Below are 21756 nucleotides of genomic sequence, written 5' to 3'. Positions count from 1 at the left end.
ATATTTTGACTAACTAATCCTCGATAATCTTCGTGCCTTTTGCATTTTTTTGACGATTTAATTGAATGATGTCAAAAATATGAATAAATATAGTCTTACAGACAGCATAGAACGGCACTCCTAATATCATCCCTAATAAGCCTGCAAGATTACCTGCTACTAACAAAATCAAGATGATCGTTAACGGATGGATATCCAAACTTTTACCGATTACCATTGGATAGATAATGTTACCATCAATTTGTTGGACAATCAAAACAACCACACAGGCTAAAACTGCTTGCATCGGTGATGTGAAAATCGTCACCATCACAGCTGGTGCTAAACCAATGTAAGGTCCTAAGTAAGGAATCATATTCGTTGCTCCAGCAATACACCCAAATAAAAAGGCATATTGAATCCCAATTAGTTGGTAGCCAACAAAAGTCGCCACTGCTACAAACAAGCATTCCAACGTTTGACCACTAATATAAGATGAAATGGTTTGACTCATTTTTGACAATAACTCAATAATCTCTTCCTTGTGATTACGTGGTAAGTAGCGTTCAATAGAAGGCACAAAACGATCACCATCTTTTAACATATAAAATAGAATGAACGGTACTGTGACGATCAACATCGTTGTACTCGCAATTGATGAAATAACTGAACCAATACCATTTGATAAGCTATTAACAACATTTTTCATAATGTCACCAAATGATAAATCAACTTGATCCAAGTATTGCTGATAATCCAAATCTTTAACCATTGGGTGCGCCAGTAATTGATTAACCCATTGCTCCGTACTCTTAACAAACTCTGGCAGGTTGCTTGCCAATTGAGTAACTTGTTTGGCCAAGTTTGGAATAACTGTACTCATCAAAAAGGCAATGATAGCAATTAGTAAGACCAAGACTAGTCCAACAGCAAGATTTTTTTTAACCTTTAATTTTTTCATGATAAAGTTAACCAGTGGATTTAACATATAATATAAAAATCCAGCAATTAAGACTGGTGCAAATAATGTTGAAAAAAAGGTCGCAATAGGTTGAAATACAAAGCTAATCTGTGATGAAACAAAAATTAGTAACGCAATTACAAGTAATTCAACTGACCAAAACATCAGTTTGGAATTTTTCATCTTATCAAACATCTCTTATCCTCCTTAAATAAATAACTGTCGGCATTTTTATTCCAACAGTTAGCTACTCTTTATAATTCTTTAGTTTCTATCATTATACCGTAATACTAAGGGAATAACTATTAATAAAAAATGTAAAAAGGGTTTTAAAAAAACACTCTTCATCTTAGAAGAGTGTTTTTTTACTTAAATAAGAAACTCATCAGACTGCTATTCTTTGCGTGACAATTGCTGATAGCGTTCATACCAAAGTTCAACGTATTCTGGTGAGAATGGTCCCTCTTGATTATTAATCCAGTCAACTAAAATTTTAACATTTTCTTTTAAAATGAAATCAATTTCAGACGGATAATTCATTTGTTGACGATGTTCCTCATACTCATCAACATCCAACAAACGTTTTTCACCATCGGGAAAGACTTTGATATCTAAATCATAGTCAATGTACTTAAGAGCTTCACCGTCTAACAAATAAGGAGAGGCCAAATTACAATAGTAAGATACCCCTTTTTCACGGATCATTGCGATAACGTTAAACCAATATTTATTATGGAAATAAACAATCGCAGGCTCTCTTGTTACCCATCTTCGACCATCTGACTCAGTGACTAGCGTATGATCATTTACGCCAATAAGTGAGTGCTCACTAGTCTTTAGTACCATGGTATCACGCCAGGTTCTGTGTAAATTGCCATCGTGTTTATAGCTTTGAATGGTTATGAATTCCCCTTCTCTAGGAACACGCATAGGGACCCTACTTTCTATGAAATGAATCAGCCATTTCTTTAAGGGTGTACATGACACCGGCATCCTCCATATTATAGCACAAAAAGTTTCACCTGCACGCTAAAATAGATATTAAAATGAATAAACCGTCCATTTATTTTCACGATTATTCTTCCGCAATTAAATAACCTGAATTCTCCAAAGTCGTCACAATTTTTTGTTGAGGTTTAGGGAATGGATACTTATTGAAAGTCTTAGGTGCAGCAAAAGTCTCTCTACTTTCTTTAACGAACTCAGTGTCTTCGTTAAGAAACCCCGGTATTACAAGAATATGCCACTTTAAATGGCTAAAAATATGTGTCACTTCAGCTAAGGGCTGTTTTTGCCAGACTACCTTGGCATAACGACCCGTCTGCTGTTTTAAATAACTTGCTTCATACTCACTAAATGGTTCAGCTACGTTATCTAATGTCAGTTGTTCCAACGATTGTTGCTGATTGTCAGCTGCAACAAAGCTCTGCCAATCAGTCTTTAAGTTTTGGTACTCCTCCTTAGAAATTTCCACTAAGGGAAAGGTCCACATATTTGCTAACAGTCCCTCACTTGACCGTTGTGTCAATAAATATTCATTTTTCGAATTCTTTATCACTTGAGCCAAATAATAAACCGGACGACTTTTAACTTTTTTACTTTTAACAGGATAGTTAAGCATCGTCCCTTTAGCAAAACTTTGACAATATTCCTGTAAGGGACACTCGTAACAGTTAGGTGAGTTGGGCGTACAAATACCTGATCCAAGATCCATAATCCCTTGATTGAAACTACTTGGATCATGGTGTGGCATCACTTGTCGTACCACGTAGTCAAAGACTTTTCTTGAACTAGGTTTGGCAATATCTGCCTCTAATTCAAAGAGACGACTAAAGACTCTCATAACATTACCATCAATGGCTGGTTCTGGTAGATCAAAAGCAATACTTGCGATAGCTCCGGCAGTATAAGGACCTATCCCTTTCAAACTACTAATTTCTTCGACCGTTTGAGGCATCTGGCCATCAAAATCTGTCATCATTTGTTGAGCAGCTACTTGCATATTACGAACACGAGAATAATAACCCAAGCCTTCCCAAGCTTTTAACAGTTTATCCTCTGGTGCTTCAGCTAGATCAGCAATCGTTTCAAACCATTCCATAAAACGGTAAAAATAAGGAATAACTGTTACGACTTGTGTTTGCTGCAGCATGATTTCTGACACCCATATGCGGTAAGGATCTTGATTTTCACGCCACGGTAAATCTCGTCGCTCTTTTTCATACCAGTTTAAAAAATCAGTTTGAAATTTTTGGATTTTTTCCGGACTCCACTGAGCCAAGATCCCTGATAAATCTTCTTTAGTCATTTACTCCGTCTTCCTCTTCCATCTCTTTATTTCTAATATAGTCATTAATCAAATCAAAACTAAACCCTTTTTGATAGAGGGATTGTGTGACTTTTTGTTTGCGTTTTTTAGCATCAAATCGTTGATTTTTACGCCACAACTTGTCTCCTTGAAGAGACAATAAATCCTCTTCGACTTCTTCATCTTTTTCTAAAGCTAAGGCTTGCAGGCTTTCTGTTATAACATCTCCACTAAATCCCTTACTCATTAAATATTGTTTTATTTTACGTTGTTTTTCAGTATGACTATGACGCTCATACTTACGTTCCGCTTTTTCAGCAACTTTTTTTGCAACTGCTAATTGGCTCTCAAATGGATACTCTTCTAACGATTCGTCAATAATCAACTCAGACACTCCTTTTTGCATCAATTTTTCACGAATCACCCGTGGCCCTTTATCCCCTAGACGGGCTTGCGTCCTAACATAGCTTTGACCATAAACAAGATCATCAACTAATTTCAAGTCCACTAGTCGCTTCATTATAGCTGGTATATTTTCAGCTGTGATTTCTTTTTTGGATAAATAATCACGTATCTCTTTCTTAGTCCGTAATTGATAACTCAAATAATTTAAAGCTAACTGATAACCATGGTCTAACTGGGTTTGTAAGGTAATCTCAGCGATTTGTTCTGAATTTAATTCGGTCCCTTTTAACAAGCGATAGCGAACTAAAACATCTTCTGAGATATGGAAGGTTTCGCCTGATTCTAAAAAGACTTTATAATAATTGGCTTTGACTTTTTCTAAACGCTTAACTTGTTCCAACTTGATCCCTACTTTCTTAACATTTTTTATCGGCCTCTTCACTATAACATACTCAAATGACTAACTATTTATCCTTTGCTTATAAAAAAGGAATTTTGAGGGTTTTAAGCAAAGACAACTAGGCTTTAATCACTGGTTATGCTAAACTAAAAAAGCATATCTCAGTCAGATAACGGCACTTATTTAGAGAGAAAAGGTGAAATCATGGAAACGAAACATAAAATCAAATTGGGACAAACAATAACCCTACCAATCAAACGCTTAGGTATCAATGGTGAAGGTCTTGGCTATTTTAAAAAAACGATCGTCTTTATTCCTGGCGCTTTACCAAATGAGACTGTCACTGCTAAAGTAACATCTGTTGCACCACGTTTTGTTGAAGCAAAATTAATGAAAATTAATAAGGCTGCTAAAGATCGCGTTGAGCCTCCTTGTCACGTCTATGAAGAATGTGGTGGTTGTCAATTACAGCATCTTGCTTATGACTCACAACTAGACTTCAAACGTGATGTCGTCAAACAATCCTTAGCCAAATATAAACCCCAAGGCTATCAGCATTATACGATGCCTGACACTATCGGGATGGAAACCCCTTGGCATTACCGCAATAAATTACAATTTCAAGTTCGATTAAACGATAAGGAGCAAGTGACGACAGGTTTATACCAATCTGATTCTCATGATTTGGTCGCAATTGATGACTGTTTGGTTCAAGAACCTGCCACTATGAAGACTGTAAACCAGGTTGCCAGCCTATTAGAAAAACATCAAGTACCAATTTATAACGAAAAAACTAATAGTGGGATTGTTAAAACACTCATGGTTCGTGTCGGTATTGCTACAGGTGAAGTTCAAGTTGTTTTCATCACCAACAGTCCGAAGCTACCAAAAAAACAAGCTTTGATTGCCGAGATTAACGAACAACTGCCTGAGGTAGTTTCTATCATGCAAAATGTTCAAAATAAAAAAACTTCTTTAGTTATGGGAGATGAGACCTTGCACTTGTGGGGGAAAGAAAGTATTGAGGAGCACTTAGAAGAGTTAGTTTTTGATCTATCTCCTAGAGCCTTCTTCCAACTTAATCCTCAACAAACTGCCGTCTTATATGATGAAGCCCGTAAAGCTCTTAAAGCGAAAACTGATGATACGATTGTGGATGCTTATTGTGGGGTTGGGACGATTGGTCTTAGTGTAGCGAAAAAGGTGAAAGAAGTTCGTGGGATGGACACAATCCCTGCAGCAATTTCTGATGCCAAACATAATGCTAACCGTCTTGGGATTACTAACAGCCATTATGAAGTCGGTACAGCCGAAGACTTACTACCAAAATGGCTAAAAGACGGTTTTAAACCAACTGGGATTGTGGTTGATCCACCACGAACAGGTTTAGATGATACCCTAATTACAGCCCTTTTAGACTATCCAAGTCAAACATTGGTCTACGTCTCTTGTAACCCTTCTACAATGGCTCGTGATTTAGTCAAGTTAACAAAAAAATACCGTGTTGATTATTTACAATCCGTTGATATGTTCCCACAGACAGCTAGAGCTGAAGTGGTTGCTCGTTTAGTTTTAAAATAATTGAAAAGGCTAGCCCTTATACCGAATGACCTTGAAAAAGGTGATAGACGATATGAGGGCTAACTTTTTTTAACTAATCTGAATTAATTCCTCTATTTCAGACAACCCCCACTTAGTGTCAGCCATTAGGTATGCCTCCACCTGACAACGGGCTAAAAAAAAATGTAACTCTTTTAATTGTGCCTCATTCAAATCTTGAGGGACAGGGACTTTAAATCTGATCAATAATTGTTTTATTTTTTTTGAATAATTTTTTTTACACCCTACTTGACGCAAAGCTAACTCTGAAAAATAATTGGCTAAATAATAACTTAGACACAAGTCTTTTTGTAAGTTAGTCAAAAAAGAGCGATAGGTTTTGGGAAAAATAATGTCACATTTACCACTAAAAATAACTCGACAATTTTCACCTAAACAATTGGCTACTTGAGACTTGAGAAGACCTTCAATAAAAAACAAATTGTACCACTGACCTTGACTAAATGGAACAAAAACACCTCGTCCACTTAATATAGGTAAACGATAGCGCTTGCCAAACTCCTGGGTCATAACTTTTTTTTGCTGAACTAAATCAATCAATAATTCCTGGTTCAACTCACCAATCAGCTCATTTACCGAACGGCTCACAATGAGTGGGACATTTAAATAATTGATCAACAACGTTTTATTATGATAGTGTGATGCAATTTCACTTAAATCCATCAAAAATAATGTTTGGTTAGTAATCTTAGCAAACTTAACTACTTGACACCCTCCTAAAAAAGAAGTTGCCTCATTGACATCAAGGACTGAGGTTGACTTATCTTTATTGATTTTATATACCATCTTTAGTCACTTCCTTAGTTAGACTAGACTCTTTCTCTCTCAAAAACAAGTGCTATATTCAATTGATTTAGTCAGGTTTCCATCCCACCTAGCTTCATATTATTGTGTATAGTAACCCTAACGTCGGCCGACGATTTTATTTGATAAGGAAGATAAATATGAAATTAAATAAAAAAGAACTTTCATTTTTCACTGAAAATCAAAAGATGATTCATAGTATTTTAAAACGCTGTCACATCTATCCTTACTCTCCTGACTATGAAGATTTTGTTCAGATAGGTCGTCTACTTTTCTTACAAATACTTGAAAAAACCGCAGTGCTATCCTTAGATAACCTACCGCTTGCCAAACGACCATCTTATATCTACCAACAACTGTATTGGCGTTTGCGTGACGAACAACGACGTTATTTACGCTATAAAACCAAAATAGAACCTCGTGACGTTGCTCTTGACTTAGAGTCTCCTCTCCTTAACCCTCAGATTGATTTTAGTGAAACCCTGAACGCTAAAGAAATACTCTTAGAACTTCTCCCCCTTTTAACATCAGCAGAACGCCTACTTTTACTAACCCTTATTCATCACCCGACTTCTTTAAATGATTATGCAAAGAAAAATCAACTCCCTCGAAGTAGTGTCTATCGCTATCGCAAAAATATTCAAAAAAAGTTTTTAGCGTTAATTCATAAAAATTAAAAAAAAAGTAAGACACTTTCACCTTGTTTTTCGTTATTATTAGTGTAAGACGTCGCGACCTTACACTATCAGCCAATGAGGAGTGTTTAAATGAAAATTCTAGAAAGTACCAAGGTAGATGTTTATTTTAACCAACCGACGAGTGAAATAGCCCTTCACGAACAATTTAATAATGTTGTAACCAATGCCAGTGAAGCACAACTGATTGCCTTTAGCCAATTGCTTAATACTATTACCCCAGATAGCTATAGCTTAGATTCAATCGTAACAATTGATCGTACCCGCTATACGCTTGATTACTAAAAAGGAGACCACTAATTATGAAAAAACTATCCTTAAATTTTTTAGATGCGGCAGGTAAACCTGTCACTCTCACACCAAGACTTGCTGATTCAAGCTTGTCAGCCGAACAAGTCAAATACTTTATGGAGCAACTTATTCAATTGGAATTATTTGAACGTAACAGTGTTCTTAAATATAGTCAGATAGCTAGTGCCAAATACATTGAAACATTAACAACAGACTTATTTTAACTAGGTTAACGATAGCATGCTTTTAGCAAATTTTTAACTACTTTTTATCACAATTTTTTTTAGATAACAACTAAAAAAATTTGATTTTTCATCTCAATATTATTTAATTTTAAAGGAGCCTTCCCATTGAAACATACCAAACACAAATACGTCAGACTTCGCACCTGTGTCATTACTTTTTTAATTGGAGTATTACTATCAGCAAGCCTTGCAACACTATATTTGACACAACAAGTATCAGAATTAGAGCATAGCTTTAAGAAATCTGAGATAAAACTCACTAAAAAAAACAAAAAATTAACCTCACGATTAGACAACCTTCAAGAGAAATCGTCACAATCATTTTCTAGAATTGACTACAATAAAGCTATCAATTCAGATAAAACCTTAAGTGCTTCTCTTAATCAACAAATTAACGAAACAACCTTCCAAGGTTCTGCCCTAGTCATAAAAGATAATCAGGTCATCTTAAATAAAGGTTATGGCGATGCTAATAAAGAAAAAGAAATCAAAAATCAGCCTGATACGGAATTTATGCTAGCTTCTATTCAAAAATCCTATACAGCAACTTTAATTATGATGTTAATTCAAGATAAAAAATTAACTTTTAATACCTTGTTATCTGAGTTTTATCCGGAAGTTCCTTACAGTGAGACGATTACGATTCGGAATCTCTTAGATATGTCTAGTGGCTTGTTCTTAGAAGGAAATGATCCTAAAGGAAAGTCTGAAGAAGATACCATCGCCTATGTATTAAAAAATGTCACCTACAAACAGATTGACAAATGGAACTATTCTTCCGTTAACTATATGCTCCTAGCAGCTATTATTAGACAGATAACTGGCGAAAGCTACCAAGATTATCTGACTAAAAAAATTATAGCTCCCTTAAATCTAACTCATACTGGTTTTTATAAAGAGTTTACTAACGATCCTGAACATACCTTATCTTATGATGAAAAAGGCAAGCCAGTCACCATTGCCGAACATAACTACTCGGCTGAACTTGGAACAGGTAATTTGTATGCTTCCACAAAAGACTTATTGACCTATCTTCATGCTCTAATGGATGGCAAGTTAATTGCTCGGACTAGTTTGGATGCTTTGTGGACAAATGCTCCTCAAAACTATGCCTATACTTATGCCAGTGGTCTTTACCACCGTGACGGCTTTAAAAAAGGTCATGGTTTATTTAGAAATTATGAGTCGTCACTCTTTATTTCAAATAATGGTAAAAACGCGGTTGTTCTATTACAAAATAGTTACAATGTCACTGGATCAAAACTTGCTGAAAAGTTATTTAAAAAGCTGTAAAAAAACATCTACTATTTTGGGAAATATTCCTCAATAGTAGATGTTTTTACCTGTCTAACTCATTATGCTTTGACTATTCTCGCTACAGATTGTACTGGCATGCTAATTTCTCTTTCTATAAGCTAAAACCTAAGGTCTTTTCTAATTTGTTACACCTCTTAGTTGAAGGATAAAAAAATAAAGAAATTCAAAATCTTGTCGCAGAAACTAATAAAAAACACAGGATACTAGGCATTCATTCTTTTTATTTTTAAATTATTGCTATTTTAGCCTTATTCATTAAAAAAAATAAAGAATAAATCGTTTACATTTTTTAAAAGAGATGTTACATTGACGGTGGCATTTGGAATAGTCACTCACCTTCCGACTAATTTCCACTTAGAGAATGTAGGTCGACATTCTCTAAGGTGCCATTTAGTTTATAATAAAGTCCCTATCAAGTAACCTTAGATAAGGCTTACCTATATCGTAATTCCAATAGATGATTTAACAACTCTACCTATGCTTAGTAACTCAAGTTAAGACAGTCCCTAAGTAACCTCATCATTTCGCGAACCCTTTTTCTCACTCATTCTTTTTTGTTACATTTGCTTGAAATAATTGACTTTGACTTCTTTGAGACAAAGGACTAAATTGGAGCTAAGGACGTGTTATGATGAAAAATTATTATTTTCCGTTAGCGATGATGGGATGTTTTTACTTTGTTATCCTACTTATTTTTAGTATTATCCATTGGGTAGTGGGAGTCCCTTCATTTGAACTGCCTACCTTATTATTATTTGGTATAGCAGCCTTTTTACTCGCACGCTATCTTGATAATCAAAATCCTAACTATCTTATCAATGCTTTTATTTTATTTTTATCTGGTATCATTCTTTTTTCGATACATTATTCCATCTTCTAACTATTACCCTAATAATAATTAGAAGAAATCTTCCTAAGAAAAAAACTAGGTGCCGACTGTTTGATAGTCGGTACCTAGTTTTTTTTATTTTAATTGACTATTTAATAGGTCTTTGACACGTGCTAGTTCACTATCAGAAACTTCCTGATAAGATACACCATCAAGCATCACACCGTCACCTTTCAGTCCATCATCTTGAACTGTTCCAAAAGCTGAACGATACTTAGTTGAAATATCAATCATATCATCCCAAGATAAATCTGTTTTCATATTATCAGAAATAGCTCGTAAAATATCAGTATAACCTGTTACCGAGGAAACACTCATAGCTTGATCTACAACTGATTGGATGATCTTACGTTGACGTTCTTGACGCCCGTAGTCACCATTTGGATCTTCGTAACGCATTCGAGAATAGGATAAAGCTGATTCGCCATTGAGCTTAATTGTTCCAACTGGGAAATCAAACCCATCTTGACTAAACTCTAACTGATTGTCAACCGTAATCCCACCAACGGCATCAACTAAATCTTGTAACCCTTTCATGTTGATTGTCACATAGTGATCAACTGGGGTTTGGAAAAGATTTTCAACGGTATCCATCGCCATCGCAGCACCACCAAACGCATAAGCATGGTTTAACTTATCTTTGGTATTTCCCTCGTGTCCAATGATTTCTGTATAGGTATCACGCGGTAGACTAACTAAAGTTGTCTGATTTTGTTTAGGATTGACAGTCGCTAATAGCATGGTATCAGAACGCCCTTGATCCGTTCGTCCCTTGTCACCAGTATCTAGTCCTAATAATAAGACTGAAAATGGCTGTCCTGAATCAATGTCCACATTTTTATCACGTAAGTTAGACTGACGCTCAACCGGTGTATTAATTCCTTTAGCTGTATTTCTGACATCAAAGTAAACTTTGGCTCCGTAGCCCACACCTGCTAAGATGATCACTAGCAGTAAAATCGAAATGGTTTTAACTATTTTTTTCAACATAACTATCATGCACCTTCTTTATTTTAATAACTACAGTTATTAAACCATACTAACCAATCACTAGGCAAAGATATTAAGGTAACTTTAGAGAATGTTTAGGAATTAACGAGATTACTATATGATTAGTTATTTTAAAATCCTGGTTTTAATTTTTTTCATTGATATAATTAACAGTAATATAAATAAAATAACTAAATTCAAAAGAATATTAAGTGCTAAATTAGATATACTTGAGTCTAAATCAATATATCTATTAATCAATTTGATCATTACTATAGAAAAAAATGAACCTATCATTATGATAACAACATTTATAAAAATACTCCTTATTGAAATAATTTCTTTTAAAACATTTATTTTCATACAAAAACCTATAATTTCAGTGAAAATATAAGCAATACTTGCTCCAATAAATAAATATTTACTATCCAAAACGATGTTAAAGAGAGCAGAGGATAAAATCATAACTATGCTAATAGCCAAAAAATTTTTATCTTTTGATGAGGACACCATCACCCCATTAGATAAAAATATACTTGTTGGAAAAATTATAAAAGCTAAACTACTAATTTCCATAACATATCTAACATCGCCATATCCTGGCCCAAAAAATAAAGGAACAAAGTATTCAGAACACGTTAAAATACCTGATACTAAAAGGATTGAGATTATAATACATATTTTCAACCCTTTTTGAATAAAATCAATATAGTCCTTTGAATTTTTTTCCTTGCTCATAAATGCCATTCTTGGCATTACTGCATCAATACTAGCATTACAGAAAGTTTGTAAAATATTAATTATTTTACGTCCCTGATCATATACTCCAACACTTCCAAACGAATTTGATAACCACAATAGATAGTTTCTATCCACTGTTGTATACATATTATTTAAGAAAAAGGGGACCATTAATCTGAAAGAACCACCTATATGGTTCTTTTTTATCTTCTCTTTACGATATGAAAAATCAATATAAGTATTTATCCTATACCACATAAATAAATTACCTAACAAAATTCCTAATACAACTATAAACGCATATAAAGTTAAATCAGTTGATTTTTTTACAAATATAAATATTGCAATTGTTGTCAGGATTTTAGTTAACATATTTCTAACAACCACTTTTTTCATATCTTCCATTCCTATAAAAAACCAAGATACATCGAAAAAGCCAAATAGTATAAAAAGTGATTGGATCAGATATAGCTCAGACCTCTTCCCAAAAGGAACTGTAATAACTATAAAAATGAAGAAAAATACAATTGAAGAAATAAACTGTATCTTAAATAAGCTGAAAAAATCTGCCGAATATTCTTCTTTACTGTCTGCCTGTGCTATTTTTCTATTTCCATAGTATCCCATCCCCATTTTTGCAGCATATGAAAATAGATTAGCCAATGCTAATGATGCTCCATAACTTCCCATTTGTTCTACATTAAAAATTCTAGTCACATATGGAGTTGTTAAGAGTGGAACAATCAGGACTAAAATTTGGTATAATCCGCTATATACTATGTTAAAAAAAAGTAATTTTTTTGTTCTTCTATTTGTCATACTAACTTCTACTCTTTCTAATATTTTTTTGTGTTAAATAATGTATAAATTTTACAAAAATGTACACTATTAAAAATAACATAGAACTTCGGAATAAGTTTGTTGGTGAATACAAATACCATCTAGGAGTAGTAGAAAATATAAATATAGCCAATAGTTTAGCAAAGTTACTATTCTTAATTTGTATTACTACAGTAAATAAATATGTAACAACACCTGCTAAAATCACTCCCAAATACCCTAACCAATAATAAAACCATATCGGAAAAACCCCCCCAAATTGGTGGATAAATATTTCCCTAGTAATCAAAGATAAATTCGAACTAACACCTCTATCCCCCCCTGTAAACAAACTTATAATAAAATTATACAACAATGTTAACTGTTCTTGAGTAGTAGTCATAGCTTTATATAAAATAAAAGTTTGAGACGTGAAATACGCTGCTATAGCTGTATCTAAAGAAAATTTCCTTTCTAAAAGCAAGTTTACTATAGAATCATTTTGAATATATTTATCACGCATAATTCCTAGACCCGTCATAAATATAATACCCGTTATTGATATCAAAAAAAATTTTGCTATATTCAATTTTTTTTGATAAAGCATTAAGAATAAAATAAATATGATTTGTAACCCAATGATTCTTCCACCAAATTTAAAATTTTGTATGCAAAATAATATAGCTATAATTATATAAATTTTTTCAAAAATACTCTTTTTTCGAGTGTAATAAATACCTATTATAAAAAAAATACTTGAATATTCATATAAAGCTGACGGCGTCCCTCTTTCTCCTAAAGCATCTGGACGTTGAAAACCAAATATAAAAATCAAAAATAAAATAACAATTATACATGAAGCTATTATATTATTTTCATTTCTAGTATATGTTATAAAATCCAATTCTCTGTTATCATACAAGAATAATGTCAGTATTATAATCACAATTGTAAATAATAATAAGCACATTAAACCTATTATATTACTAGCATCCTCTTTTAACGATGAGAATAAGCTTCTACTATTCGGACTGAAAACTTCTCCCATAACAATACTATAATTAGAATAGGTGATAAATCCCCAAACTAACATAATAGGAATATTTTTTCTATACAGGTAAATTAAAGATACAGAGTTAATTAATAATAAATAACTGATTATTTTAAAAGCGTTTAATCCTTCAAAATAAAGTACACATATACCAATTGATAATGAAATAATAGATATTAAAAAGATAAATAACTTGACTAAAAATGTCTGTTGATTTATACCCATACATAACCTCCTAAAATCATATAATTTATTTTAAGAATTATATAATTCACTATACTGTTCTACCATTTCTTCCCTTCTAAATTTGTTAGACCTTTTCACACATTCACTTCTATCGAGATTAGCACATTCGATAATTTTATCACTTATATTTTTTATAGAATAATTGTTTATAATCATCCCAGTATTTGAATCAATTGCTTCTGGACTTCCGCCTGTATCAAACGTTAGTACGGGTGTTCCACATGATAATGCTTCAATATTTGTCGTCGGAAAATTATCTTTAGTGGTCGGATTAAAAAAAACATCGGCACTACCATATAACTCTGATAATATTTTTAGACTTTCAACTTTTTTTATATGTTTTATATTTTTATTAATTTTTTGATCCAATATATCTCCTACAACTACAAATTCATATGTCCTATTATTATCAAAATCTGCTAATTCATTAAAATAATTTAAACCCTTACTTGGTACCCAAATATTTGCTACACCTAAAACTCTAATACGTTCATTATCCTTTCTATTTAAAGGTGGTTTTAAAAGATTTTTATTAATGCCATTATAGATTACTTGAGTATTATAGATAGATAAAAATGAATTCTTAACCCCACGTTCAAGCCACTTAGAAGGTGTTACAATTACTAAATTGGGAACATTTATAAAAATAGACTGTTTCATTTTTAAATTTCTTTGCCTCCTATCAAAACAGTATGTTTCGGGGTATTCTTTGCCCTCATATTTAAATTCAGTATCATATTCTATAAAACCATTACTTTTTATTCCTAATGTAGCACTATGACCTGAAAAGCCCCACGTATCATGGAGTGTCCAAATTATTTTTATGCCACTTTCTTTTAAAAATGAGAAGAGTATCTTTACATTTAAATAATAACCATGTAAATTATGTAAATGAATAACATCTGGATTATAACTTCTAATAAATTCTATAAAATTTTTAGTTGCTTTTCGTGAAGATAACCCATGATTATCCAATAATCTTGTTTCTAAAACATGAGATATTACATTCGTTTTTCCACCTATTTTATATGTATTATATTTCTCATCAGCAGAGCCCCTGCCATATGCTATACAACAACTAATGTTCTTATTTTTAGTCAATCTATCATATAAATCTGTACAAATTCTCCCCGTACTTCCAACACCACATACAGTATTTACAATTAAAATTTTCATATTATTTACTCCAAACCACGCGATTAATATAATCTGTATAAGAAAGAATGATTCGTAATATTTTGTCAGAAACATTAGGCATTGAATAATCTGCTACTTGACGTAAAGTCTCTCTCTCTTGCGTTTCTAAAATAACTAGCGCTTCTAAAATTCGTTCTGCTCTTAACCCAGTCATCATGACACTTGCTTCTTCCATCGCTTCTGGTCTTTCATGTGCTTGACGAATATTTAACGCTCTAAATCCTAAAATAGATGATTCTTCACTGATTGTACCACTATCACTCAACACAGCTTTAGAATTAATCTGTAATTTATTATAGTCGTTGAATCCCATTGGTTTCATTGTTTGAACTAACTCATGGAATTTAACACCTTTGGCTTCAATCATTTTCATTGTACGTGGATGAGTACTAATGATAACTGGCATTTGATATTTTTCAGCTACTTGATTTAAGCTATCTACAAGGTTTAGGAAGTTATCTTCTGAACTAATATTTTCTTCACGGTGTGCTGATACTACAAAATAATTGTCTTCTTTTAAATTTAATTTATCTAAAATTGATGACTTTTCAATGTCTTCTTTACGTGAATTAAGTACCTCAAACATTGGACTACCTGTTTTAATAATACGATCAGCTGGTAAACCTTCTCTAAGTAAATATTCACGTGCAATATCACTATAAGTTAAGTTAATATCCGCAGTATGGTCTACGATTTTACGATTTGTTTCTTCAGGTACACGTTGGTCAAAACAACGATTACCCGCTTCCATATGAAAAATAGGAATATGACGACGTTTAGCGGCAATTGCACAAAGACAACTATTTGTATCTCCTAATACTAAAAAGGCATCTGGATTAACTTCTTCTAAAATAGGATCAATCTTGATTAAAATATTTCCCACTGTCTCAATCGCAGTACCAACTGCTGCATTTAAGAAATAATCTGGCTTTCTTAACTTAAAATCTTCAAAAAACACTTCATTTAATTCATAATCATAATTTTGTCCCGTATGAACTAAAATATGTTCAATTGCTTCTGACGCTTCTAACTTATTGATTACTGCTGATAAACGAATAATTTCGGGACGCGTTCCCACAACTGTCATTACTTTTAATTTTTTCATAATATCTTCTCCTAAGCTTACAGTTTTATATTTATAATACCATGTCGATTATTTCTTTTTTCTTCGGGTGGTAATTTAAGATAATCCCCATAAACATGCGTCAAAATCTTCTTATAATTTTTAGGAACTGGAAATAATTGATTTTCAAATTCTATTTCAGTCAAATTAATGGTATCAATTTTATCCATTGATTCTTTTCTAAAACTATACGACCCACCATAATTGACAACTTTAGTTGCATTAGCATCTTTAAAAAAGATTATTTTATTTATTTTATTTATTAGTTTTTTACTAGAACATAATTTACTGATGGCTAGTAACATCCTATATATAATCTTCTTTTTAAAATTGCTATCATTCCAAAAAATATAATCTTTTTTTAACAGCAATAATCGCTTCAATAAATAAATAGATTTTTCATATTTATTACTATTATTACTAGGTAGATCAGAGTAACAAAAAACATCGATAAACACACCATCTTTTGCCTGAGTATACTGAGCTGATTCCTCGGTGTATAACGTATTATTTTTTCTGACTTTAGAAAAAATCAAACCATAATTTGGATCTGTCTCAACATTTTGTAAAAAATATTTATCATCTATCTCTTTTTTACAAATAGCTACAAACTTTATATAGTTATCTCTCGTCATCCCTATGTCTAGATCATCATCCCATGGAATAAACCCCCCATGTCTGACCGCTCCTAAAAGACTCCCTCCAACTAAAAAATATTGAATATTATTTCTTTTACAAAGTGTATCTATTTCTTTTAATATTTCAAGCTGAACTAATTGTATCTCTCTTAATTCAACTACCTTCTCACCTTGACTCAATTTCTAGACCTCCAAGAATATTGTATCTGGATTTTCCGGATCAAATATTTCATTGACCCACATAACAGTTACCATATCTTCTGTTCCGGTATTTTCAATATTATGTGTATATCCAACTGGAATATCAACGACTTCAAGTTTTTGAGCACTAACAGGATACTCGACTACTTGCGTATCATTTACTTTTCTAAATCTAATAATCCCCTCACCACTTACTACTAAAAACTTCTCATTTTTTGTATGATGCCAATGCTGGCCTTTAGTAATACCTGGCTTTGAAATATTGACTGATACTTGACCAGCATCTTCACTCTTCAGAAACTCTGTAAAAGATCCTCTTTCATCAACATTCATTTTTAGTTCATAAGAAAAATTATCAGTTGCTAAGTAACTCAAATAGGTACTATATAATTTTTTAGTCAGCTCATCACTCATAAGAGGGACATATCGATTCTGACGACTTTCTCTAAACGATTCAATTGTTTCAGCTACCCAACCTAATTTTTGTTTATAAGTAACAGGTACCTCACAATATTTTCCAGTATTAAACTCATTACCATCTAAGGCTCTAATTAATTCTTTAACTACATCGTCAATATAAACTAAATTTAAAATAACATTTGGATCATTGACTGTAATAGGCATGCCATTAGCAATATTGTGACAAAAAGTAGCGATGGCACTATTATAATTTGGACGACACCACTTACCAAAAACATTTGGAAAGCGATAGACCATAACTTTCGTATCTGTTTCTTTACCATAATTAAAAACTAGCTCTTCACCTACACGCTTACTTTTACCATATGGATTATCTAACTCTGCTTGAATAGATGATGAGACAATGATTGGTGCTTTATTATCAGATTGTCTAAGTAAGGCTAACAATGTATCTGAAAAATCAACATTTCCCTCTGTAAATTCTTCCACTCTTTCTGGACGATTCACTCCGGCTAAATGATAAACAAATTCTGCTTGGTGAGCATACCTTTTTAACTCCTCTTCAGAAGTATCACGGTCTACTAAAAATAAATCTTGATACCCTTGATTTCTAAGTTCAGCTGTTAGATTTTGACCGATAAAACCCTTAGCCCCTGTAATCATTATTTTCATTAATTATTCCAGCTTTCTACTTCACTTCTAACATAATCTAATTCCATCAATTTTTCTTTAATCTCATCAATTGAAAGACGGTGTGTGTTATGTGAGTTATATTCATTTTGTTCTGTTAACTCCTCGCTACCATCATTAAAGAATTTATCATAATTCAAATCACGATTATCGGCCGGCACACGATAAAACCCTTCTAAATCATCTGCTTTGATATATTCTTCTTTTGTTAATAACGTTTCATACAATTTTTCTCCATGACGCGTCCCAATAACTTTAATTTCTTTATCATAATTAAATAACTCTTGTAACGCTTGTGCCAAATCTCGGATAGTTGAAGCTGGTGATTTTTGAACCATAATATCTCCTGCTTCAGCATTTTGGAAAGCAAAGACTACTAACTCCACCGCTTCCTCTAGACTCATAAGGAAACGAGTCATATTGGGATCTGTTACGGTCAATTGTTCACCATTCTTAATTTGATCAATAAATAATGGAATAACAGAACCACGTGATGCCATAACATTTCCATAACGTGTTCCACAGATTAATGTTTTATCAGGACTAACTGTTCTTGACTTAGCAACAAATACTTTTTCCATCATTGCTTTAGAAATTCCCATTGCATTGATTGGATAAGCAGCTTTATCAGTAGATAAACAAATTACCTTTTTTACACCCTCATCTATTGCTGCAGTTAAAACATTTTCAGTTCCAACCACATTTGTTTTAACCGCTTCTAATGGGAAAAATTCACATGATGGAACTTGTTTTAATGCTGCCGCATGGAAAACATAATCGACATCATGCATGGCATTTTTCACACTTTGTAAATCGCGAACATCACCTATATAAAATTTTAATTTATCATTTTTATAAACTTTACGCATATCGTCTTGTTTTTTTTCATCACGAGAAAAAATACGAATCTCTTTAATATCTGTATCTAAAAATCTTTCCATAACCGCATTACCAAAAGATCCTGTCCCACCTGTAATTAATAACGTTTTACAACTAAACATATTTTCTTTTTCCATTTATAACATCTCCTCTATCATCTCAAGATACTGCTTAGTACATTTCTCTGTTGTATATTTACTTAAAAATCGTTCTCTTGCATTTTTTCCACTTTCCAATAGAAAATCATTATTGTTAGCTAAAAACATTAATTTTTCTGCCAATTCTTTACTACAGCCATTAGAAACATGTACCCCTAGATTATTACCCACCACTTCTTTAGCTATATCTGTCTCATCATTCATGATACTTACAATGGTTTTCCCAGCCATCATATAGCTGTATGTTTTACTTGGAACAGCTAACCCTTCAACTGAATCTTCCAAACTTACAACAAAACAATCACTACGTGACAAAGCATATTTGTAATCCTGACCTTGTAAAAAATCAAAGACAACAGCATTACTTAAATTATTTTCCTCTATAAATATTTTTATCTCATCTTTTTTCACACCGTGACCTGCTAATAAAAATTTAATACGTGGTTGTTTTTTTAAAAGTAACATGGCATCTAAAATGGTCTGCATATCTTGACATATTCCCATATTACCAAAATAAGAAACAACTAAATCTGAATTTTCAATAAACGTATCTAGAGTTGGAAAATCATAAACTATCGTCTCCATATTTTCGATTTCATACCAATTTGGTATAACTTTAATTTTATGTTCCTCAATGTTTCTATTATTAATCAAAAAATCCTTCATATCATTTGATAGAGCAACTACCCGATCTACTGAATTAAATAACTTGTTATTAATGTATGTCATAACTTTATCTATTACACTATTCTTTTTTAAAGAACGTGTATTAATTGCTATCTCAGGATAAATATCAAAACCAACAAAAATAATTTTAGTTTTAAATAATTTATTAGCCCAAATAGCCAATAACGGCAAAATAGGTGGATTAGAATAAACAATTATAATTTTATAATGCCTTAATTTTAAAAGTTTAAATGACATAGAACAAAAAAAAGAGAAAAAATTGACTAAACGACCAATAAAATTACTTCTCTTTAATTTTAAGTACTTTACTCGTTGAATATTAATTCCTTTATAGCTTTCTTTTTTCTCAACTTTTTCTCCATCATTATACTCATATGGGAAACCTGTTAAAACATCAACACTCATTCCTGATTTTTTTAAAGATAATGCTACGTCTCTAGGTAAAGTAGCAGAGGAAATATATTCAGGATAAAAATATTGGCATAAAAACAAAACATCTTTTTTCATAAATTATATCTTCTCCTCTGTCAACAATACCGTTTCTGTAAAAAATTTCATTCTTTTCACAAGCTCTGTATCTAGTTCCTCTACTTTTAAAAGACTCATTTTTGGATCATAATACAGTGAACCAAAAACTTTGGAAATAACAGTTTGTCTATTTAATAAAAACCTCAATAAAGGATTACTCAGTTTAGTAAAATAAATTTGATGTTTATTATTACTAGCTATAAGTTTTACTAAGTCTGAAGTGTTAACTAATTCAAGATTTTGAGGATAAAATACACCTTCTAAAACATTTTCAATAATCATTTCTATATATAAGCATAGATTATCTATAAAAATCATACTTCGTTGATTAGTGATATTAGGAAATATTGGCGTTTTTCTAGCCAACTTAGCCAAAGATACATAGTTGCCTTTACATCCACTTCCATAAACCATAGGCGGACGAATGATTGCAATTTTCATGGTATCTGAACAAATATTTTGAAGATAATTTTCAGCTTTTAGTTTTGATTTTCCATAGTAGGTATTTGGTGATAACGGAGTCGTCTCATCAACTTTCCCCCTCACATCACCATAAACACTCATAGAACTTAAAAATACAAAGTGCTTAACACCTTCCGATTCAGCTTTATCACTGACATGGCGAACTAATTGATGATTTACTTCATCATATAAAAACTTATTATCTTCAGTTTCCTTCTTATGGGCTAAACCCGCTACATGGATGATAGTATCGTATTTCGAAAAATCTTTCTTTTGCCACTCACTTCCCTTGACACTAATAGAAGTAACATCAAATTTTTTAGGATAGTCTTCTAGCCACTTTACCAAGGCCATTCCGATATAACTATTTTCACCCGTAATTAAAATTTTTTTCATCGTTAATGACCTTCTTTACTTTTTTCAGACTTACCTTCTACAACACCTTCGGATTTAAAAACTGAAATAATTGTACCTAAGAAGCACTTAACATCCATCAAAAAGCTTTCTTTTGTGACATACTCACCGTCAAGTTTAGCTTTTAAAGGGATTTCTAACTCATCACGACCATTAATTTGTGCCCAACCAGTTAGTCCTGGTCTGATGTTATTGGCACCATACTTATCTCGCTCAGCTATTAAATCATACTGATTCCACAAAGCTGGTCGTGGACCAATAATTGCCATTTCACCTTTTAAAATATTAATAATTTGGGGAATTTCGTCCAAACTAGTTTTTCTTAGAAATGCTCCTACCTTAGTAATAAAATAATCTGGATTATCTAATAAATGAGTTGGCATCTCTTTTGGTGTATCAATACGCATTGTTCGAAACTTATAAATATTGAAATGACTTTTATTTAGTCCAACCCTTTTTTGCATGAAAATCACAGGTCCTGGTGTATCTAACTTTATCGCTAAAATAATAATCAAAAAAATGGGGGACAAAATAATTAATCCTACTAACGCAAGGATGAAATCAATACTTCTCTTTATACCTCTATCGTACATAGCCT

22 protein-coding genes are annotated in these 21756 nt (G+C 32.4%); 6 read left to right on the top strand and 16 right to left on the bottom strand.

Going from position 1 to position 21756, the window contains the following annotated elements:
- Window positions 1-13: 13 nt before the first annotated feature.
- The 4 genes from OL234_RS02550 to recX all read right to left on the bottom strand — a co-directional run bounded on the left by OL234_RS02550 (window position 14) and on the right by recX (window position 4053).
- A complete protein-coding gene (locus tag OL234_RS02550) occupies window positions 14-1135 on the bottom strand; it encodes an AI-2E family transporter (protein ID WP_275469611.1) in 1122 nt (373 codons plus the stop codon).
- A gap of 198 nt (window positions 1136-1333) precedes the next feature.
- A complete protein-coding gene (gene ntdP, locus OL234_RS02545; protein ID WP_275469610.1) occupies window positions 1334-1870 on the bottom strand; it encodes a nucleoside tri-diphosphate phosphatase in 537 nt (178 codons plus the stop codon).
- A 145-nt stretch (window positions 1871-2015) separates the two neighbouring features.
- The gene (mutY, locus tag OL234_RS02540) at window positions 2016-3248 is read right to left on the bottom strand and encodes an A/G-specific adenine glycosylase (protein ID WP_275469609.1); all 1233 of its coding nucleotides are present in this window, start codon (window positions 3246-3248) and stop codon (window positions 2016-2018) included.
- A complete protein-coding gene (gene recX / locus OL234_RS02535; RefSeq protein ID WP_275469608.1) occupies window positions 3241-4053 on the bottom strand; it encodes a recombination regulator RecX in 813 nt (270 codons plus the stop codon). Before recX ends, mutY begins: the two co-directional genes overlap by 8 nt.
- Before the next feature lie 204 nt (window positions 4054-4257).
- On the opposite strand from recX, the gene rlmD reads away from it, so the two are divergent.
- Window positions 4258-5634 (top strand): 23S rRNA (uracil(1939)-C(5))-methyltransferase RlmD, encoded by a 1377-nt coding sequence (rlmD, locus tag OL234_RS02530; protein WP_275469607.1) that lies wholly within the window; start codon window positions 4258-4260, stop codon window positions 5632-5634.
- Between the two features lie 69 nt (window positions 5635-5703).
- On the opposite strand, the gene OL234_RS02525 is transcribed toward rlmD, so the two are convergent.
- Window positions 5704-6459 carry a hypothetical protein gene (locus tag OL234_RS02525; RefSeq protein ID WP_275469606.1) on the bottom strand — a complete coding sequence of 252 codons (756 nt, stop codon included), beginning with the start codon at window positions 6457-6459 and terminating at the stop codon, window positions 5704-5706.
- 158 nt (window positions 6460-6617) lie between these two features.
- Between OL234_RS02525 and OL234_RS02520 the strand changes: the two genes are divergently transcribed.
- The 5 genes from OL234_RS02520 to OL234_RS02500 all read left to right on the top strand — a co-directional run bounded on the left by OL234_RS02520 (window position 6618) and on the right by OL234_RS02500 (window position 9905).
- The gene (locus OL234_RS02520) at window positions 6618-7154 is read left to right on the top strand and encodes a hypothetical protein (RefSeq protein ID WP_275469605.1); all 537 of its coding nucleotides are present in this window, start codon (window positions 6618-6620) and stop codon (window positions 7152-7154) included.
- Window positions 7155-7244: 90 nt separating this feature from the next.
- Window positions 7245-7457, top strand: a complete 213-nt coding sequence (locus tag OL234_RS02515) for a hypothetical protein (protein WP_275469604.1) — start codon at window positions 7245-7247, stop codon at window positions 7455-7457.
- A 17-nt stretch (window positions 7458-7474) separates the two neighbouring features.
- Window positions 7475-7687, top strand: coding sequence for a DUF2922 domain-containing protein (locus OL234_RS02510; RefSeq protein WP_275469603.1), 213 nt, complete (start codon window positions 7475-7477; stop codon window positions 7685-7687).
- A 126-nt stretch (window positions 7688-7813) separates the two neighbouring features.
- Window positions 7814-9001, top strand: a complete 1188-nt coding sequence (locus OL234_RS02505; RefSeq protein ID WP_275469602.1) for a serine hydrolase domain-containing protein — start codon at window positions 7814-7816, stop codon at window positions 8999-9001.
- A gap of 655 nt (window positions 9002-9656) precedes the next feature.
- Window positions 9657-9905, top strand: coding sequence for a hypothetical protein (locus OL234_RS02500; protein WP_275469601.1), 249 nt, complete (start codon window positions 9657-9659; stop codon window positions 9903-9905).
- 84 nt (window positions 9906-9989) lie between these two features.
- On the opposite strand, the gene OL234_RS02495 is transcribed toward OL234_RS02500, so the two are convergent.
- From OL234_RS02495 to OL234_RS02445, 11 genes are all read right to left on the bottom strand, one after another.
- On the bottom strand, window positions 9990-10904 hold the full coding sequence (locus OL234_RS02495; RefSeq protein WP_275469600.1) for an LCP family glycopolymer transferase: 915 nt from the start codon (window positions 10902-10904) through the stop codon (window positions 9990-9992).
- Window positions 10905-11030: 126 nt separating this feature from the next.
- On the bottom strand, window positions 11031-12464 hold the full coding sequence (locus OL234_RS02490; protein WP_275469599.1) for an oligosaccharide flippase family protein: 1434 nt from the start codon (window positions 12462-12464) through the stop codon (window positions 11031-11033).
- Window position 12465: 1 nt separating this feature from the next.
- Window positions 12466-13740 (bottom strand): hypothetical protein, encoded by a 1275-nt coding sequence (locus OL234_RS02485; RefSeq protein ID WP_275469598.1) that lies wholly within the window; start codon window positions 13738-13740, stop codon window positions 12466-12468.
- A 30-nt stretch (window positions 13741-13770) separates the two neighbouring features.
- The gene (locus OL234_RS02480; protein WP_275469597.1) at window positions 13771-14937 is read right to left on the bottom strand and encodes a glycosyltransferase; all 1167 of its coding nucleotides are present in this window, start codon (window positions 14935-14937) and stop codon (window positions 13771-13773) included.
- A gap of 1 nt (window position 14938) precedes the next feature.
- A complete protein-coding gene (gene wecB, locus OL234_RS02475; protein WP_275469596.1) occupies window positions 14939-16063 on the bottom strand; it encodes a non-hydrolyzing UDP-N-acetylglucosamine 2-epimerase in 1125 nt (374 codons plus the stop codon).
- Window positions 16064-16080: 17 nt separating this feature from the next.
- The gene (locus OL234_RS02470) at window positions 16081-16899 is read right to left on the bottom strand and encodes a LicD family protein (protein WP_275469595.1); all 819 of its coding nucleotides are present in this window, start codon (window positions 16897-16899) and stop codon (window positions 16081-16083) included.
- Window positions 16900-16902: 3 nt separating this feature from the next.
- A complete protein-coding gene (locus OL234_RS02465) occupies window positions 16903-18012 on the bottom strand; it encodes a capsular polysaccharide biosynthesis protein CapF (RefSeq protein ID WP_275469594.1) in 1110 nt (369 codons plus the stop codon).
- Window positions 18012-19031 (bottom strand): nucleoside-diphosphate sugar epimerase/dehydratase, encoded by a 1020-nt coding sequence (locus OL234_RS02460; protein ID WP_275470098.1) that lies wholly within the window; start codon window positions 19029-19031, stop codon window positions 18012-18014. Before OL234_RS02460 ends, OL234_RS02465 begins: the two co-directional genes overlap by 1 nt.
- Before the next feature lie 15 nt (window positions 19032-19046).
- The gene (locus OL234_RS02455) at window positions 19047-20261 is read right to left on the bottom strand and encodes a glycosyltransferase family 4 protein (RefSeq protein ID WP_275469593.1); all 1215 of its coding nucleotides are present in this window, start codon (window positions 20259-20261) and stop codon (window positions 19047-19049) included.
- A gap of 3 nt (window positions 20262-20264) precedes the next feature.
- Entirely contained in the window at window positions 20265-21140 is an 876-nt protein-coding gene (locus OL234_RS02450; protein ID WP_275469592.1) for an NAD-dependent epimerase/dehydratase family protein, read from the bottom strand.
- A gap of 2 nt (window positions 21141-21142) precedes the next feature.
- Window positions 21143-21751: a sugar transferase gene (locus tag OL234_RS02445; RefSeq protein ID WP_275469591.1), complete on the bottom strand. Its 609-nt coding sequence runs from the start codon at window positions 21749-21751 to the stop codon at window positions 21143-21145.
- Window positions 21752-21756: the final 5 nt, after the last annotated feature.

It is taken from the genome of Vagococcus intermedius, from assembly GCF_029144185.1.
GTDB lineage: Bacteria > Bacillota > Bacilli > Lactobacillales > Vagococcaceae > Vagococcus_D > Vagococcus_D intermedius.
This window is presented reverse-complemented; position numbering and strand designations above follow the sequence as displayed.